The organism is Photobacterium kasasachensis (assembly GCF_050336885.1).
GTDB classification, from domain to species: Bacteria; Pseudomonadota; Gammaproteobacteria; order Enterobacterales; family Vibrionaceae; genus Photobacterium; species Photobacterium kasasachensis.
This window is the reverse complement of the sequence record NZ_JAKJSH010000015.1, coordinates 121,745-137,612: the sequence shown is the minus strand read 5'-3', so window position 1 is coordinate 137,612 and position 15,868 is coordinate 121,745. Positions and strand designations below refer to the sequence as shown.

The 15,868-nt window shown below is 49.5% G+C and carries 15 protein-coding genes and 1 tRNA gene; 7 read left to right on the top strand and 9 right to left on the bottom strand.

Annotation, left to right across the window (positions count from 1 at the left end; genetic code table 11):
• Positions 1–17: 17 nt before the first annotated feature.
• Positions 18–326 carry a PTS sugar transporter subunit IIB gene (locus tag L4D19_RS20630; RefSeq protein WP_075767046.1) on the bottom strand — a complete coding sequence of 103 codons (309 nt, stop codon included), beginning with the start codon at positions 324–326 and terminating at the stop codon, positions 18–20.
• A 406-nt stretch (positions 327–732) separates the two neighbouring features.
• Between L4D19_RS20630 and L4D19_RS20625 the strand changes: the two genes are divergently transcribed.
• A complete protein-coding gene (locus L4D19_RS20625; RefSeq protein ID WP_428454053.1) occupies positions 733–2,013 on the top strand; it encodes a polysaccharide deacetylase family protein in 1,281 nt (426 codons plus the stop codon).
• Positions 2,014–2,167: 154 nt separating this feature from the next.
• Here the strand turns inward: L4D19_RS20625 and L4D19_RS20620 are convergent.
• The 3 genes from L4D19_RS20620 to L4D19_RS20610 form a co-directional block, all read right to left on the bottom strand.
• Positions 2,168–2,252, bottom strand: a tRNA-Leu gene (locus L4D19_RS20620).
• Between the two features lie 133 nt (positions 2,253–2,385).
• Positions 2,386–2,775, bottom strand: coding sequence for a hypothetical protein (locus L4D19_RS20615; RefSeq protein ID WP_428454052.1), 390 nt, complete (start codon positions 2,773–2,775; stop codon positions 2,386–2,388).
• Complete coding sequence (locus L4D19_RS20610) at positions 2,738–2,944, bottom strand: hypothetical protein (protein WP_240152958.1); 207 nt, start codon at positions 2,942–2,944, stop codon at positions 2,738–2,740. The genes L4D19_RS20615 and L4D19_RS20610 overlap by 38 nt, the downstream gene beginning before the upstream one ends.
• Before the next feature lie 239 nt (positions 2,945–3,183).
• Between L4D19_RS20610 and L4D19_RS20605 the strand changes: the two genes are divergently transcribed.
• Positions 3,184–3,678: an RDD family protein gene (locus tag L4D19_RS20605; RefSeq protein ID WP_428454051.1), complete on the top strand. Its 495-nt coding sequence runs from the start codon at positions 3,184–3,186 to the stop codon at positions 3,676–3,678.
• Positions 3,679–3,730: 52 nt separating this feature from the next.
• On the opposite strand, the gene lptG is transcribed toward L4D19_RS20605, so the two are convergent.
• Positions 3,731–4,801, bottom strand: coding sequence for an LPS export ABC transporter permease LptG (gene lptG, locus L4D19_RS20600; protein ID WP_428454050.1), 1,071 nt, complete (start codon positions 4,799–4,801; stop codon positions 3,731–3,733).
• Positions 4,801–5,901 carry an LPS export ABC transporter permease LptF gene (lptF, locus tag L4D19_RS20595; protein WP_428454049.1) on the bottom strand — a complete coding sequence of 367 codons (1,101 nt, stop codon included), beginning with the start codon at positions 5,899–5,901 and terminating at the stop codon, positions 4,801–4,803. The genes lptG and lptF overlap by 1 nt, the downstream gene beginning before the upstream one ends.
• A 193-nt stretch (positions 5,902–6,094) precedes the next feature.
• Between lptF and pepA the strand changes: the two genes are divergently transcribed.
• From pepA to L4D19_RS20570, 5 genes are all read left to right on the top strand, one after another.
• Entirely contained in the window at positions 6,095–7,603 is a 1,509-nt protein-coding gene (pepA, locus tag L4D19_RS20590) for a leucyl aminopeptidase (RefSeq protein ID WP_160652032.1), read from the top strand.
• A gap of 51 nt (positions 7,604–7,654) precedes the next feature.
• On the top strand, positions 7,655–8,107 hold the full coding sequence (locus L4D19_RS20585) for a DNA polymerase III subunit chi (protein ID WP_160652030.1): 453 nt from the start codon (positions 7,655–7,657) through the stop codon (positions 8,105–8,107).
• Between the two features lie 28 nt (positions 8,108–8,135).
• On the top strand, positions 8,136–10,994 hold the full coding sequence (locus L4D19_RS20580) for a valine--tRNA ligase (RefSeq protein WP_428454048.1): 2,859 nt from the start codon (positions 8,136–8,138) through the stop codon (positions 10,992–10,994).
• A gap of 275 nt (positions 10,995–11,269) precedes the next feature.
• Positions 11,270–11,683: a DUF2061 domain-containing protein gene (locus L4D19_RS20575; protein ID WP_428454047.1), complete on the top strand. Its 414-nt coding sequence runs from the start codon at positions 11,270–11,272 to the stop codon at positions 11,681–11,683.
• 100 nt (positions 11,684–11,783) lie between these two features.
• The gene (locus L4D19_RS20570; protein ID WP_428454046.1) at positions 11,784–12,689 is read left to right on the top strand and encodes a bifunctional helix-turn-helix transcriptional regulator/GNAT family N-acetyltransferase; all 906 of its coding nucleotides are present in this window, start codon (positions 11,784–11,786) and stop codon (positions 12,687–12,689) included.
• 71 nt (positions 12,690–12,760) lie between these two features.
• Here L4D19_RS20570 and L4D19_RS20565 read toward each other — a convergent pair whose 3' ends face one another.
• From L4D19_RS20565 to rraB, 3 genes are all read right to left on the bottom strand, one after another.
• Positions 12,761–13,756, bottom strand: a complete 996-nt coding sequence (locus tag L4D19_RS20565) for a M48 family metallopeptidase (protein WP_428454045.1) — start codon at positions 13,754–13,756, stop codon at positions 12,761–12,763.
• Complete coding sequence (locus L4D19_RS20560; protein ID WP_428454044.1) at positions 13,753–14,904, bottom strand: YjgN family protein; 1,152 nt, start codon at positions 14,902–14,904, stop codon at positions 13,753–13,755. The genes L4D19_RS20565 and L4D19_RS20560 overlap by 4 nt, the downstream gene beginning before the upstream one ends.
• 336 nt (positions 14,905–15,240) lie before the next feature.
• Positions 15,241–15,639, bottom strand: coding sequence for a ribonuclease E inhibitor RraB (rraB, locus tag L4D19_RS20555; protein WP_075767060.1), 399 nt, complete (start codon positions 15,637–15,639; stop codon positions 15,241–15,243).
• Positions 15,640–15,868 lie beyond the last annotated feature (229 nt).

Sequence of the window (15,868 nt, the reverse complement as noted above, 5' to 3'; positions counted from 1 at the left end):
GGTTGATTCAAATCAATTTATTTGGCCATTAATGAAAGAGCCTGATCCAGTACTTCATCTCCTTTCATCATTCCATAAGCCATAGGAGAGATAGCATCAATTTTCTTTCCGTACTGACTCGCAATCTTTCTCAGGTCTTCAAGCTGGAAACGCACCTGAGGCCCAAGCAAACAGACATCAAACTCTTGAATAGCCTTGTCAAATGAACTCACAGACTGCGCTTCAATCTGACAATCAATACCACGGGTTTTGGCTGACTGAACCATTTTCTGAACCAGCATGCTGGTTGACATGCCAGCACTGCAACATAACAAAATCTTTTTCATCCCACTCTCCAGTTTTATTTTTACGCTGTTTAAGCGATATGAAAATTGTAACCAAATAAAAAAAAAGTAAAAGCGCAACCGGTTGCATTAACGTGAAGAGCTTCTCATTTTATAAAGTAATTAATCAATGCAAAATTTCAAAAGAATGAAAGGAAATATATTTTCAAGAAACCATTCCAACCACTTTAATTGAAAATGTCCCGAAAGTGGGATGTGACTCGAAATATTAATGCGATAAAAGTATGTTCAGAGTAATTCAATGCATAGTGACGCGCAGATAGAGAATAACACTATGGATTATATCAATAAAAATCAGTGGTAATAATGCTAGGCAATACAGGGCTAACTAATAGTATCGAGCCAGAGAATAATCTTATTTACCAACCAACCAATATGGAATATCGAAATGAAAAAGACACTTTTGTCCGTACTATGTACCGGTGCAATCCTTGCTACATCTGCGGCAGCACAGGCTGCGCCTAAAGGCACTATTTATCTAACCTTCGATGATGGCCCGGTCAACGCTTCAATTCCAGTTGTTGATGTACTAAACAAAGCCGGCATCAAAGCAACCTTCTATGTAAACTCCTGGCACCTAGACGGCATCGGTGACGAAAACGAAGACAAAGCCGTCGAAGCTCTGAAGTACATGCTTGATACTGGCCATGTTATCGCTAACCACAGTTATAACCACATGGTACATAACTGTGTCGAAGAGTTTGGTCCAAACAGTGCCGCTGAATGTAACGCGACAGGTGATCACCAGATCAACTCCTATCAGGATCCTGTTTTCGATGCATCAATGTTTGATGACAACCTGACTGTTATCGAAAAGCATCTTCCAACTGTTAACAGCTATCCAAATTACAAGGGTACAAGCCTGGCTCGACTACCGTACACCAACGGCTGGCGTGTCGCGAAAGACTTTAAAGCTGACGGCTTATGTGCAACCTCTGACGACCTGAAACCTTGGGAACCTGGATACGTATGTGATACTACAAACCCATCAAACAGCGTCAAAGCCAGCATTCAGGTTCAAGATATTCTAACCAATAAAGGGTATCAGACTCATGGTTGGGATCTGGACTGGGCACCTGAAAACTGGGGTATTCCTATGCCAGCCAACAGCCTGACAGAAGCCGATGCATTCTTGGGCTATGTTGATGCAGCACTTAATGCCTGTGCGCCAACAACGATTGAGCCTATTAACTCAAAAGCTCAGGAGTTCCCATGTGGCACGCCGCTTCATGCAGACAAAGTTATCGTACTTACCCATGACTTCCTGTTCGAAGATGGCAAGCGTGGTATGGGCGCAACCAAGAACCTGCCTAAGCTAGAGAAGTTCCTACGCATTGCACAAGAAGCGGGCTATGTGTTTGACACCATGGATAACTACACACCGCTATGGGCTGTTGGCACATCTTATGCCGAAGGTGACTATGTTGAGCACAATGGCATGGTTTACAAATCAGTGGCAGCTCACGTTGCACAGGATGACTGGGCACCGTCTGTAACTTCAACACTATGGACTAACGCAGAACCATCAACTATCTGGGCTGCTAACGTAAGCTACGTTGAGGGTGATGTTGTTGACTATATGGGTGCACGCTATCAGGTACTGACTGCACACGTATCACAGGCAGACTGGACACCAGTAGCAGAGCCAACACTGTTCGTTAAGCTATAATCGCACCTAACTGACAGAACAACATCAATCCGCAGCGTGTATGCCTATGGCATACGCGCTGTTTCTGCTTGGTTATATTTTTACTTTATCTTGAAATGACAAACAGCAGAAACAAAAAAGCCCCAGCGTTAGCTGAGGCTTTTTTGTTAAATCTTGGTGCCCGAGGACGGACTTGAACCGTCACTCCCGAAGGAAACGGATTTTGAATCCGTCGTGTATACCAATTTCACCACTCGGGCAGATGCAGCTCATTATACGTATCGAACCTTAGGGCGCAAGTATTTATTCAATACGGACAGTGTATTGATGTCTGCCTGCTTTATATTTAACCAACAACCACTTAGCAAGGCTAAACCTTATACAACATGGTACTTACCTGAAATAGCAACGCAGTAAACCAACACTGTTGCGCAACCAGATCTTTTTATTGCTCAAGGTAAATTGGTGCGGCCATACTGATGACAGGAAACCATCACGTCGGCTGACTTGCAAGACTGTATCCTCACCAATCTTAATCACAATAGACGGACAGATCACGGTTAAGTGGGACAAAGAAACCTTGGTATGAATAGTCCGTGGCAGCTGCGACAGTACACGGGCAACGGCTGCCAATGTTGTGAGCCGTCTCAAAGTCAATAGAAGACCATCAGCCCGGGCTTCGAGGTGGACAGGCTCACCATCCACCTCGATATCCATCTCGCCCTGAATATACAATTGCATAGGGCTAATCCAGATTTCGTCCCCGGATGCTGATGCTGCCATTGAACTTCCATACCGAGTGATCTGGTTTGTCGCCCGCTCCGCTGGGAACACTGACCTCGACATTATGAAAATCATACGTCAACTCCGCATGGCGCTCAGTCAACTTGTCATAAAGCGCTCCGGCCAAATCCGGCCAGTTGGTCGTATTCTTCACTTCTTCTGCCATCATGTTTCTCCTTATTAACTCACAGGGGCCTGAAAATTAAGGATAGCTGCAAAACATCAATCCAGCGGCTTTTCCCCTCTCATTTCCGACAGTGCGGAGATTCCCGTTATCAGCGTTAGTTGTTACACTCCGTTCAGGAAACTGCTCTGCCGAAATCACCTTGCGAGGTACTCGCCAACTAGTAACAGCTTCCTAAGTAACGATACAACAGCGCTGACAACCCATTGAGACGTGGTGAATTGATGAAACAGAAGAAACAACAGGACGTTAAACTGACCAAGCAATATCCGAGGCTTTTTCGTCGCTTGGGGGCATGGCTTTATGACTCACTGGTCGTGGCTGCCGTACTGATGCTCGCTGGCGGCACAGCGATGGCATGTGTCGCTATCTTGCTCAACCTCGGCATACTCAACCTCGGCGACTATCAGGACGCAAGTGCCTATCTCACGGAACACCCTGTTGTTAGCATGCTGTACACGGCGTACCTGGCTCTTGTTATTATCGGATTCTTTGCCTTCTTCTGGTGTCGCGGCGGGCAGACAATCGGCATGCGGGCCTGGAAGTTAAGGCTACAAAACAAAAACGGAACCAACATTCGCCTGACTCAAGCGCTGATCAGAATGGGCACCTCGGCTTTTGGCCTAGGCAACCTACTGGCTCCTTTTAACAAAGAAAAGCAGTCCTTTCAGGATATGATGGCTGAATGCGAAATGATCGTCCTGCCCAAGCCAAACTAACAGACCGCATCTACAGCATCAAAAAAGGAGCCGATTGGCTCCTTTTTGTCTGTTACAGCTTTCGCCTTAGCAGGTAGATGGTAATAAACAGGAATACCAGACTCGGGCCAAGCGCCCCGATCATTGGATGAAGCCGGTAAACGATACTCATCGGACCGAACACTTCATTGGATATATAGAAGGCAAAACCAAATATCACCCCGGATAGTACCCTGGCCCCCATCGTTACCGAACGCAACGGCCCGAAAACAAAAGACAGCGCCAGCAGCATCATAACGGCAATGGATACAGGTTGCAGAGCCTTACGCCAGAAGGCCAGCTCATAGCGCGCGGCATCCTGTTTTGACTCTTTCAGGTATGAAACATATTCATATACCCCGGACAAGGCCAGCTCCTCCGGCTTTACAGTAACCACTGCCAGTTTGTCTGGCGTCAGTGTCGTCTTCCAGGGCAGCGTGGCATATTTCGTGTTCGACTGCTGAACATCAGTAATATCGGTAATGGTTACGTCTTCCAGCAGCCATCCTTCCTGCTCATGGTAGGAAGCACTCTTGGCAAACCACGTTTGGGCCAGCTCATTGTTGTCATCAAACTGCCAGACATTTACCGCATTCAAGTTGCTCTTCTCATGAACCTGGCCGATATAGATATAGTCATTAGCATCTTTGGCCCATACGCCCCGCTGAACAGACAGCATACTTCCGCCCGATGTCCACAAAGCACGCAGTTCACGAGCCGCCTTCTGCGCTTCGGGCGCGCCCCACTGACCCAGTAACGTAACGATCAGCATCAGCGGGACCGCCGTTTTTAGCACCGACAGCCCGATATCCAGCTTGGAATAACCAGCCGCCTGCATCACAACCAGCTCGGAGCTGGATGCCAATGTCCCCAGGCCAATCAACGCGCCAAGCAATACAGCCATCGGGAAAAACATCTCGATATCACGCGGAGCACTGAGCAAGACGAAAGCCAGTGCTTTCCAAAGATCATAGGTGCCCTCACCCACTTTGCGCAGCTGCTCGACATATTTAATGATCGCCGACAGCCCCACCAAAGTTGACAGCGTCAGCGTCGTGGTCGCGATGATCGTTCGGCCAATGTACAAGTCCAGAATCTTAAACATTAGCCGCGTCTCCTTAATTTCTCTCTCAACTGTCTAACCGGCAAGGTATCCCAGACATTTAACCCCACAGCAATGAGGAATATGACTAAATTAATACTCCACAGACCAATAGCCGGCGGCAGCGCCCCATCTTCAAGCGAAGACTTACCGGCACTGATTGACAAAAAGTAAGTCAGGTAAATCAACACCGCCGGGAACAATTTGGCGAAACGTCCCTGGCGCGGGTTCACCGCAGAAAGCGGGACCACCACCATAGTCAGCAGAGGAATACACAGGAACAACGATACCCGCCACTGGAACTCGGCCTGTGCCGCCAGCTCCGGGCGCTGCATCAGTTCCAGCGTCGGCAACGCATCCCAGTCACGATGTTTTTCACGTACCGCACGCTGGCCAATCAGTGCCTGATAGCCATCAAACTCCGTTACCGAATAGTCCAATCGGGTAGGAATACCCTCATAGCGTGTGCCTTCCTGAAGATCCAAGACCTGACGGCCATCTTCCAGTTCACTGACATAACCCCGATCTGCCACCATGACACTCGGCCGCATGGTATCCCGCGCAGTAATCTGGGCCACAAAAACGTTATGCAGACGGGTACCACTCTCGGTGATATCATCGACAAACACCACGCCTTTACCGTCAGGCGCAGCCTGAAACTGCCCTTTAACCAGCAGCTCGAGACCAGAATCAGCTTCGACCTGTTCCATCACCTTGGTTTCCTGCTCGACAGACCACGGCGCCAGCCACAGCGAGTTAAAGGCTGCAAACGATCCGGTGATCACCGCCAGCCATAACGCGGCCTGGATCAGAAATTTGTTGCCAATACCCGTCGCATTCATCACGGTAATTTCACTCTCGGCATACAAACGGCCAAAAGTCAGCAAAATCCCGATATAGAGACTGAGTGGTAACATCAACAATGCCATTGACGGCATATACAGCCCCATCAAGGTCAAGATCAAATCACTGGGAATTGATCCCTCTGTGGCTGAAGCCAAAACTCGAATAAATTTTTGGCTGATAAAGACAAGAAAAAGAACAAAAAGAACCGCAAATTGACTCTTTAATGTCTCACGTGTCAAATACCGAACAATAATCACGCTTTATATACCCATAGAAAACTTGTTTTTTTGCTGGAATCACTATAGTTTTTCGGTTAAGTAGTTATTTTTTAATCTTTCGGCTAAATGTTAACCTGCACTTTAATCCTATACCGAAACGGCGGTCCAGCAAGTAAGTGCGGTATTATCTAACATTTGGCTCTAATTGTCTTTATAGGATGTAGGAGTACGCATGGAGTTCAGTGTAAAAAGTGGTAGCCCCGAGAAACAGCGAAGTGCCTGTATTGTCGTCGGCGTCTTCGAACCACGTCGCCTCTCTCCAATTGCCGAGCAACTCGATAAAATCAGCGACGGCTATATCAGCTCCCTGCTGCGTCGTGGTGATTTAGAGGGTAAGCCGGGTCAGATGCTGCTGCTTCACCATGTACCAAATGTATTATCAGAGCGTGTATTACTGGTTGGTTGTGGTAAAGAGCGTGAGCTTGATGAGCGTCAGTACAAGCAAATCATCAAGAAAACTATCAGCACCCTAAACGAAACCGGTTCGATGGAAGCTGTTTGCTTCCTGACAGAATTACACGTCAAAGGCCGCGATACCTACTGGAAGGTACGTCAGGCTGTCGAAACGACCAAAGACAGCCTCTATACCTTTAACCAGTTCAAGAGCAACAAGCCAGAAACCCGCCGCCCGCTGCGCAAACTGGTCTTCAATGTCCCGACTCGTCGCGAACTATCGCTGGGCGAACGTGCTATTGCCCATGGCCTGGCCGTTGCCTCGGGTGTGAAAGCCGGTAAAGATCTTGGCAATATGCCACCAAATGTGGCAAACCCTGCGTATCTGGCTTCCCAGGCACGCCGCCTGGCGGATGACTTTGAAACAGTCAGCACCAAGATCATCGGTGAACAAGAAATGAAAGAGCTGGGTATGACATCTTACCTGGCGGTTGGCCAAGGCTCTAAAAACGAAGCCATGATGTCAGTGATCGAATACAAGGGCAGCCCGGATCCTGATGCCAAGCCTATTGTTTTGGTCGGTAAAGGCCTGACTTTTGACTCCGGCGGTATTTCTATCAAGCCATCAGCCCAGATGGACGAGATGAAGTACGACATGTGCGGTGCTGCTACTGTCTTCGGTGCCATGAAGTCACTGGCCAAACTGAACTTGCCTATTAACGTCGTCGGTATCCTGGCTGGCTGTGAAAACATGCCGGGAGGCAGTGCCTACCGTCCGGGCGACATTCTGACAACCATGTCAGGCCAGACTGTTGAAGTATTAAATACCGATGCCGAAGGCCGACTGGTACTGTGCGATGCACTGACCTATGTCGAGCGCTTCGAGCCGGAGTGTGTTGTCGATGTAGCCACTCTAACCGGTGCCTGTGTTGTCGCCCTCGGTAACCACATCAGCGGTTTGATTGCCAACCACAACCCACTTGCTCACGAGCTGATCAATGCTTCCGAGCAGGCAGGTGACCGAGCTTGGCGTCTGCCGATGTCAGATGAGTACCAAGAGCAGCTTACCAGTCCGTTTGCCGACATGGCCAACCTGGGATCACCGGGCGCCGGTACCATCACGGCAGGCTGTTTCCTGTCTCGCTTCACCAAAAAGTACAACTGGGCGCACCTGGATATCGCAGGAACGGCCTGGGTCGGCGGCAAGAACAAAGGCTCGACAGGACGACCTGTCCCATTGCTGGTCCAGTTCCTACTCAACCGTGCCGGCCAGGAAAACGTCGAATAAATCAGACAACAAAGGGGCCGCAAGGCCCCTTTCTTTTTGAGAACAACCACCATGACTCATGCTACTTTTTATATTATCGATGACAAGCAGGTTGAAGCCGATAGCGACTATCAGCTTCACTTTGCCTGCCATCAGGCAGCATTGAGTTATAAGCAGGGGCAAAAGGTCTACCTGTTAGCTGGTAGCAAAGAGCAAGCTGAACAGATAGATGAATACCTGTGGCAGCAAGAGCCGGACAACTTCGTTCCGCACAATCTCATTGGTGAAGGCCCCCGCGGTGGTTCACCGGTCGAGATCGGCTGGCCGGGGTTACGCCACAGCGGACGCCGGGGTATTCTGATTAATTTGAGTCAGGAAGCACCAAATTTTGCTGTTACCTTCTCACAAGTGGTAGACTTCGTTCCTTGCGATGAAAAACTCAAGCAGTTGGCCCGAGAACGCTACAAGGCATATCGCCTTGCCGGCATTCAGTTACAGACCGCAGCTGCCCCTGAGACGCCCTAATTCCCATATAGATCCTTCTAAGAGCGCTATGGAAAAGACATACAACCCACAATCAATCGAACAGGCGCTGTACCAGCGCTGGGAAGAGGCTGGTTACTTCAAGCCTCATGGTGACACATCTAAAGATGCCTACAGCATCATGATCCCGCCACCAAACGTCACTGGCAGCCTGCACATGGGCCACGCGTTCCAGGATACCATCATGGATACCCTGATCCGCTGTGAGCGTATGAAAGGCAAAAACACCCTTTGGCAAGTCGGTACTGACCACGCAGGTATCGCAACCCAAATGGTTGTGGAGCGTAAAATCGCAGCCGAAGAAGGCAAGACCAAGCACGATTATGGTCGTGATGCGTTCATCGACAAGATCTGGGAGTGGAAAGGCGAATCGGGTGGCACAATCACCAAACAGCTTCGTCGCCTAGGTGCATCAGTCGACTGGGATCGCGAACGCTTTACCATGGACGACGGCCTGTCCAATGCTGTTAAAGAAGTGTTCGTCCGCCTATATGAAGAAGATCTGATCTATCGCGGTAAGCGTCTGGTCAACTGGGATCCGAAACTACACACCGCGATCTCGGACCTGGAAGTTGAGAACAAAGACAAGAAAGGCCACATGTGGCACTTCCGCTACCCGCTTGCGGATGGCGTAAAAACAGCCGAAGGCAAAGATTACATCGTTGTCGCGACCACGCGTCCGGAAACCATGCTGGGTGATACCGGTGTTGCAGTAAACCCTGAAGATCCTCGCTATAAAGATCTGATCGGCAAAGAAATCATTCTCCCTGTCGTAGATCGTCGCATCCCTATCGTGGGCGATGAGCACGCCGATATGGAAAAAGGCACGGGTTGTGTGAAAATCACCCCAGCACACGACTTTAATGACTACGAAGTCGGTAAGCGCCACAGCCTGCCAATGATCAACATCCTGACTATCAATGCTGACATTCGTGACAGCGCCGAAGTCTTCACCACCAACGGTGAGCCAAGCGATGTCTACAGCACCGAACTTCCAGCTAAATACCACGGTATGGAGCGTTTCGCTGCACGTAAGGCAATCGTCGCTGAGTTCGATGAGCTGGGCCTGCTTGAAGAAATCAAAGATCACGACCTGACAGTACCTTACGGTGACCGTGGTGGCGTGGTTATCGAACCATTGCTGACTGACCAGTGGTATGTGCGCACAGCACCACTGGCTAAACCAGCGGTTGAAGCGGTTGAGAACGGCGACATCCAGTTCGTACCGAAGCAATACGAGAACATGTACTTCGCCTGGATGCGTGATGTGCAAGACTGGTGTATTTCTCGCCAGCTATGGTGGGGCCACCGAATCCCGGCCTGGTATGACAACGACGGTAACGTCTACGTTGGCCGTACCGAAGAAGAAGTTCGTGCAAACAACAACCTGGCTTCTGTTGTCGTACTGCGTCAAGACGACGACGTACTGGATACCTGGTTCTCTTCAGCACTATGGACATTCGGCACACAAGGCTGGCCTGAGCAGACTAACGATCTGAAAACATTCCACCCGTCGGATGTACTGGTATCAGGTTTTGACATCATCTTCTTCTGGGTAGCGCGCATGATCATGATGACGCTGCACTTCATAAAAGATGAAAACGGCAAGCCTCAGGTACCGTTCAAGACGGTTTACATGACCGGCCTTATCCGTGACGAGAACGGCGACAAGATGTCGAAATCCAAGGGTAACGTTATCGATCCAATCGACATGATCGACGGTATCGGCCTTGAAGAACTGGTTGAGAAGCGTTGTGGCAACATGATGCAGCCTCAACTAGCAGCAAAAATTGAGAAGAACACCCGCAAGACCTTCGAGAACGGCATCGAAGCCTACGGTACCGATGCCCTACGCTTTACCCTGGCGGCAATGGCATCGACCGGCCGTGACATCAACTGGGACATGAAGCGCCTGGAAGGTTACCGTAACTTCTGTAACAAGCTATGGAACGCAAGTCGTTACGTGCTGATGAATACAGAAGACCAAGATTGCGGCATGAAGGGCGGTGAGATGGAGTTCTCATTAGCTGACAAGTGGATCGAATCTCAGTTCGAGCTGGCAGCGAAAGATTTCAACACTCATGTTGAAAACTACCGTCTGGATATGGCGGCAGGTACGATTTATGAGTTCATCTGGAACCAGTTCTGTGACTGGTACCTGGAGCTGACCAAGCCTGTACTGTGGAAAGGTACCGAAGCACAACAGCGTGCAACTCGTCATACGCTAATCACCGTGCTTGAGAAGACACTGCGTCTTGCTCACCCAGTGCTACCTTACATCACTGAATCTATCTGGCAGAGCGTGAAGCCGCTGGTAGACGGTGTTGAGGGTGAAACCATCATGACTCAGGCACTGCCTCAGTTTAACGAGGCTAACTTCAACGAAGCGGCTATCGCTGACATCGAGTGGGTGAAAGCCTTCATCACCAGTATCCGTAACCTGCGTGCCGAGTACGATATCGCCCCGAGCAAGCCGCTTGATGTGATGCTAAAAGCAGCTGACGAAAATGATGCTGCTCGCCTGGAAGCAAACCGTACCGTACTGATGTCGCTGGCTAAGCTGGAAGGTATCAAGGTACTGGCAGAGGGAGAAGAAACCCCTGCGTGTGCAACGGCACTGGTTAGCAAGTCTGAACTGATGATCCCAATGGCTGGTCTTATCGACAAAGATGCCGAGCTTGCTCGTCTGGCTGGCGAAGTGAAGAAGACCCTGGGTGAAATCAAACGCATCGAAGGCAAACTAGGTAACCAAGGATTTGTTGCGAAAGCACCAGAAGCCGTTGTTGCCAAAGAGCGCGAGAAGCTTGAGAGCTACAAAGAAACGCTGATTAAGCTAGAAGAGCAGCAGACAACAATCGCTGCGCTGTAATCTCCAGTCTTAATATTCGAAGCAAAAGCCGACGAGAAATCGTCGGCTTTTTTATTTTCTGGCACCTGTAAACCATATTTTGCCAATGATGTATCCGGTCTGTACAACCAGCAACTCCTCCCCCTTTTCAAGGGGGAGGTTGGGAGGGGGTAATTACGGCCTCCTCACTCACCTCTCCTTCAAAAGCTTCCGCCTATCAATTCAATAACAACAATTGATTTTTGTTATTGATAATTATTCGCAATAATAACGATATCAAGAGAGAGGAAGCCATCATGAAAAAGACCCTGAGCTTTGCCGTTATCCATTTTACAGTTGCCTTTAGCGTCGCATACCTTCTTACCGGCGATCTGTTGATCGGTAGCCTGATCGCGATGATCGAGCCGATGGTAAATACCGTGGCCTTCTTCTTTCATGAAAAGGCCTGGCAAAGCAGTACACTGAAACGCTCACAGTACAGCGCACCGGCAAGCAAGACCATCAGCTTTGCCATCGTCCACTTTAGCGTTGCCTTTTCAGTCGCTTACCTGCTGACCGGTGATCTCCTGATTGGTAGCGTTATGGCGATGATAGAGCCTGCCATCAACACCATCGCGTATTACTTTCACGAACGAGTTTGGCAACGTCAGGGACAGGAGCAAAACCAAGCACGCAGCAAGCACCTTGATATGATTGTCTGCCATCACTAATACTCGCTCTAAACCGGAGATAGACCCAATATTGGACTTGACTTTGTTGCGCATCGCAATTAAATATAGTTGTATATCGCAACAATAAAGGTTCAACCTTATGGATGCCAAAACATTAAGACAGCTTTCTCGCCAGCTGGTCCGCCAACTCGGCATGCTCGACAATCACTGTGGCAGCATGGCTCTCACCCCGGTTCAGGCTCACACGCTTATCGAACTTGAGCACAGTGCTGCCACCGTCAATGAAATGGCCCACCGCCTCAATGTCGATAAGTCCAATGCCAGCCGCACCTTGGCAATCTTGCTCAATCAGGGACTGGTGCAATCTGTCCCCAACCCACTCGATAAACGCAGCCAGATCTTTGAGCTCACAACCACAGGTAGGGATAAACTCACCGCCCTCCACCAGCAACTCAACACACAGGTCGATAACTGGCTGGATCAGATGGATACCGATGAGATAGACCAGCTCGGAGCCAGCCTAAAGCGATACACCAAATCCATGCAGGCCGCCTCCCGACAGGAAGGGTATGAGATCCGGCAACTTAGCCCGCTCGACAACGCGGCAGTGGCCGCGGTGATCCGCCGCGTCTCGGCAGAGTACGGACTGACAGCAGATAAAGGCTATGGTGTTGCCGACCCAACCCTGGACACCATGAGCGAGGTGTATCAGCATGACGGCAGCCGATATTGGGTGATTGAGCACAATAAACGCATTTTAGGTGGCGGCGGAGTTGCTCCACTGGCAGGAGAAGAAAATATTTGCGAGCTGCAGAAAATGTATTTTCTCCCCGAACTAAGAGGCCGGGGGCTGGCTCGCAAACTGGCGGTCATAGCCCTCAGGTTTGCACGCGAGCAGGGCTACCAGGGCTGCTACCTCGAGACGACCGCCAATCTCACCGAGGCCATCGCGCTCTACCAGTCACTTGGGTTTGTCAAAATCCCCCATCCGATGGGCAACACCGGCCATGATGCCTGTGAGGTACGGATGTTGAAGACGTTCTAAGCACAATAAAAAAAGCTGGCGAAAGCCAGCTTTGAGGTAACGAGTTCAAGAGATACTTCGTTGATAGCGCCTTATTGCGACAACCCTTCTATCCGTGACTCCAACTCAGGGTGGGTACTGAGCCACTCCGGCAGCTCGCCACTGCCCGCTATCTTATTGAGCAGCTCAAACATCTGCCGCATCGGAACGACCGAGCCATATAGGCGCACCATCTGCTCAGCGGCATATTCATCAGCTTCTTCTTCCGCAGTGCGCGAATAGCCCTGAGTCACCAGAAACACGCCGATACCGCTGAACGTGTCTATCAGACCTGTACTTTCCCCGGTCACGACTGCAACAGCAGCAGAAAGAAGCGTAGAGCGCACCAGAGACTTCATCACATGCTGGTGCTGAATATGCCCTAGCTCATGCAATAAAATACTGTCGAGTTGCTCTGAAGTCTCGGCCAGTTCAACTAAAGAATCAAAGACGATAACCGAACCATCACTGAGTGCCATCGCATTAGGCCCATTTCCCCAACGGCGAAAAACCAGCTTGGGTTGTACGGGTAGCGGCGGTAGGTTGGCACTCATCCGGGTGAAACGCTCACTGATAGCAGTTTGCCGACTCAGCGTGAGCGTACTGGGTTCCAGCATATGTTCATCCAGCGTTGCCAGTACATGTTCCCCGACAAGCTGCGGCACCTGCACCGGCATCACCCGAACCAAGGCGCCGGTTAGCCAAGGCATCCCGTGGGTAAACATCAATGCAAACACCACCAGCATCGCTGCCAGGCTGGCTACTATCATAGGGATATTTCGTTCAACCCGGTGCAATCTCGATGACTTAACCGCCCCCAGCATACGCTCTAACGAACGTGAGTCGTCTGCAATGAACTGCATGCCATCGGGAAAAACAACCTTTATAGGCAAATTTCCCAATGGCTTACTGATCTCAAGTTCAGCCAATGACCACTCTTGCTGCCCCAGTTCAGTCACCAGTTGCAGCTGACCAGAAGGTAACAACTGCACACTGGCGTCACGCTTTTCCGAGCTTCGCGGGGGATGACAAATGCCGCTAACTATCATCCGATACCTATATTCAGATCAAAGGCATTGGCAACCTCGTCAGCCACTGCAGAGTCCGTGTCAGCATCATTGCCTTCGACAACCAGTTTATCCAGGTCGCCATTAACCACAGTCACATCAGCGACATAACGGGCCGTTCTGACTTTCACCCATGGGCGGGCAAAACCCAATGTCACAACAGTCAGCAGAAAGTTAGTCACCATCAATGACACCAACCCCCAGGTTGTCATTCGGGAGCCCAAACCATATTCCGGCTCACCATCAGATGTAATTTGTCCAAACAAATAGTTACGCAATCTAGCTTGTACAAAGCCCATCACAACAAGCATCGTCAGAACCATACCGGCATACGTCGCCATCATAATGATAATCATCCCGATAGATGGGCCCTGATCGCTAATCTGACCGACGGCACCTAACTCAGCCAGTACAGAAGCACCTCCGAAGACGGCCCCCAGGATCAACCAGATCACGCTGATCCCTATCCCTAGCAGGCCACCTAACAAGTAGGTTTTGATATAGACCTTAAGATCCACCTCCCCGCTAAACGCCCTGTCACCATAGCGATAGCCATTAATGAAATAGGATGCGACCTGTGCCGCGAGCCATGCATAGAGCACAAAACCCAGAACAAAGGTCAACAGTCCCAGCACCACACCACCTATCGGATAATTTATCCCTACCGAGCCAGTAAAGTAGAAACACAGACCAATCAACAGATAACAAAGGATAGGCCAGCCGAGGAAAACACCATAGGCGCCTTTCAGCGTCCCGGCAAAATCAAAATGAACATTGCGGTAGCTTGTCACCCTGGCATCAAAACGCGTATTACCACGCACCAGCCATGGCATGACCAGCATAAACGCCAGGAATAAGACAAGTGAAAACACCGGAAAGAAACTATTCGACACCAACCAGGCAATCACACACAACATGGCGACAATGCGCCCTTTCAGGATTTGCATCGGCTTGGCATGGTAGTCAAACCTGTCCCCCGCCAAATCGGTATTTCCGTAAAAGTATTTCTTGGTTCTGACCTTCGCCCAGGCAGAGTAAATCCCGAGAGTCACAATACTGAGCAGAAGGTTAACAATCCAGATGCCGAAGAACTCACGTCCCCGGCCGTAAAACCTAACCTGATTTTCCATTCTTTAGTTCCATTATTTTTTTAATTTATTGACGATATAACCCGTCCAACAAGATGCTGTATCAGCAATGAATACATTCACTTAGGCAAGCTAAGAGCAACAAAGACTACCACAACAATAAGCAACAGATATACCATAAACACATATCATATCAGTGACTTATTTCTCAATTACGGGCAAGCTCTTCTCGGCAAAAACACACCATAAAGACAATCAGTAAACTGTGGTTAAAAGGTGGGCAGGGGCAGAGAGATGGGAATGTAAAACAAGGCAATGCGGTGAAAAGGGCACAAAAAAAGCTGGCCACTGCCAGCTTTCTCTTGGACAAGGCAAGGCTTACTCTTCGCCTTCGATCTCTTCCTCGTCGTCTTCACCCGACTCAAAGTATGTGCCCCAGCCGTCATAATCGATATTGTGCTTTTCAGCCAACTTGATCAGCTTTTCTGCCTGCTCATCAATCAGTTCTGCCTTCAGCGCAGACTCCATAACCGCATCAAAGCATACCACCTTGCCGCCGCCGTCTTCCGGAGCCAGTTCCAGTTCTTCGGCCTCTAGTACTTCAAAACCCATCTTAAAGGCTTCAACCGCGGCACCTTCTAGTTCTTCAAAGGTATCGGCAGAAAAATGATGTTCAATAGAATACAGAGAATCAGGATCGCTGCCGTCTTCCATCAATGCCGCAATAATATCGCGGGTTTCTTCTTTCTGCTCTTCAATCAGTTCTGCGTAAGACATGGGGTAACTCCAGCTGTGGAATAAAATTTCACGCAAATATCGCATGGATCGCGCACAAATACCATGCTGCTAATAAAAATTGATATTTATCAAACTAAGCGTCGATTCTGCTCATTCGGTAACCGTGATTGAAACTGCATAATATTCCCGTTTATGCGCCCCCATTGAATGAAACAAATGCGACTTTATATAGATAAAAGCGCATAACAAAACAACAGGCAGGGGCTAA

What these genes read in the sequence shown, in the direction of transcription:
- L4D19_RS20575 (WP_428454047.1), top strand. Translation starts at nt 11,270, where the DNA reads ATGAAAAAGACCCTGAGCTTTGCCGTTATCCATTTTACAGTTGCCTTT.
- pepA (WP_160652032.1), top strand. Translation starts at nt 6,095, where the DNA reads ATGGAGTTCAGTGTAAAAAGTGGTAGCCCCGAGAAACAGCGAAGTGCC.
- L4D19_RS20565 (WP_428454045.1), bottom strand. Translation starts at nt 13,756, where the DNA reads ATGATAGTTAGCGGCATTTGTCATCCCCCGCGAAGCTCGGAAAAGCGT.
- L4D19_RS20570 (WP_428454046.1), top strand. Translation starts at nt 11,784, where the DNA reads ATGGATGCCAAAACATTAAGACAGCTTTCTCGCCAGCTGGTCCGCCAA.
- L4D19_RS20625 (WP_428454053.1), top strand. Translation starts at nt 733, where the DNA reads ATGAAAAAGACACTTTTGTCCGTACTATGTACCGGTGCAATCCTTGCT.
- L4D19_RS20580 (WP_428454048.1), top strand. Translation starts at nt 8,136, where the DNA reads ATGGAAAAGACATACAACCCACAATCAATCGAACAGGCGCTGTACCAG.
- L4D19_RS20630 (WP_075767046.1), bottom strand. Translation starts at nt 326, where the DNA reads ATGAAAAAGATTTTGTTATGTTGCAGTGCTGGCATGTCAACCAGCATG.
- L4D19_RS20560 (WP_428454044.1), bottom strand. Translation starts at nt 14,904, where the DNA reads ATGGAAAATCAGGTTAGGTTTTACGGCCGGGGACGTGAGTTCTTCGGC.
- L4D19_RS20585 (WP_160652030.1), top strand. Translation starts at nt 7,655, where the DNA reads ATGACTCATGCTACTTTTTATATTATCGATGACAAGCAGGTTGAAGCC.
- L4D19_RS20610 (WP_240152958.1), bottom strand. Translation starts at nt 2,944, where the DNA reads ATGATGGCAGAAGAAGTGAAGAATACGACCAACTGGCCGGATTTGGCC.
- rraB (WP_075767060.1), bottom strand. Translation starts at nt 15,639, where the DNA reads ATGTCTTACGCAGAACTGATTGAAGAGCAGAAAGAAGAAACCCGCGAT.
- L4D19_RS20615 (WP_428454052.1), bottom strand. Translation starts at nt 2,775, where the DNA reads ATGGCAGCATCAGCATCCGGGGACGAAATCTGGATTAGCCCTATGCAA.
- L4D19_RS20605 (WP_428454051.1), top strand. Translation starts at nt 3,184, where the DNA reads ATGAAACAGAAGAAACAACAGGACGTTAAACTGACCAAGCAATATCCG.
- lptG (WP_428454050.1), bottom strand. Translation starts at nt 4,801, where the DNA reads ATGTTTAAGATTCTGGACTTGTACATTGGCCGAACGATCATCGCGACC.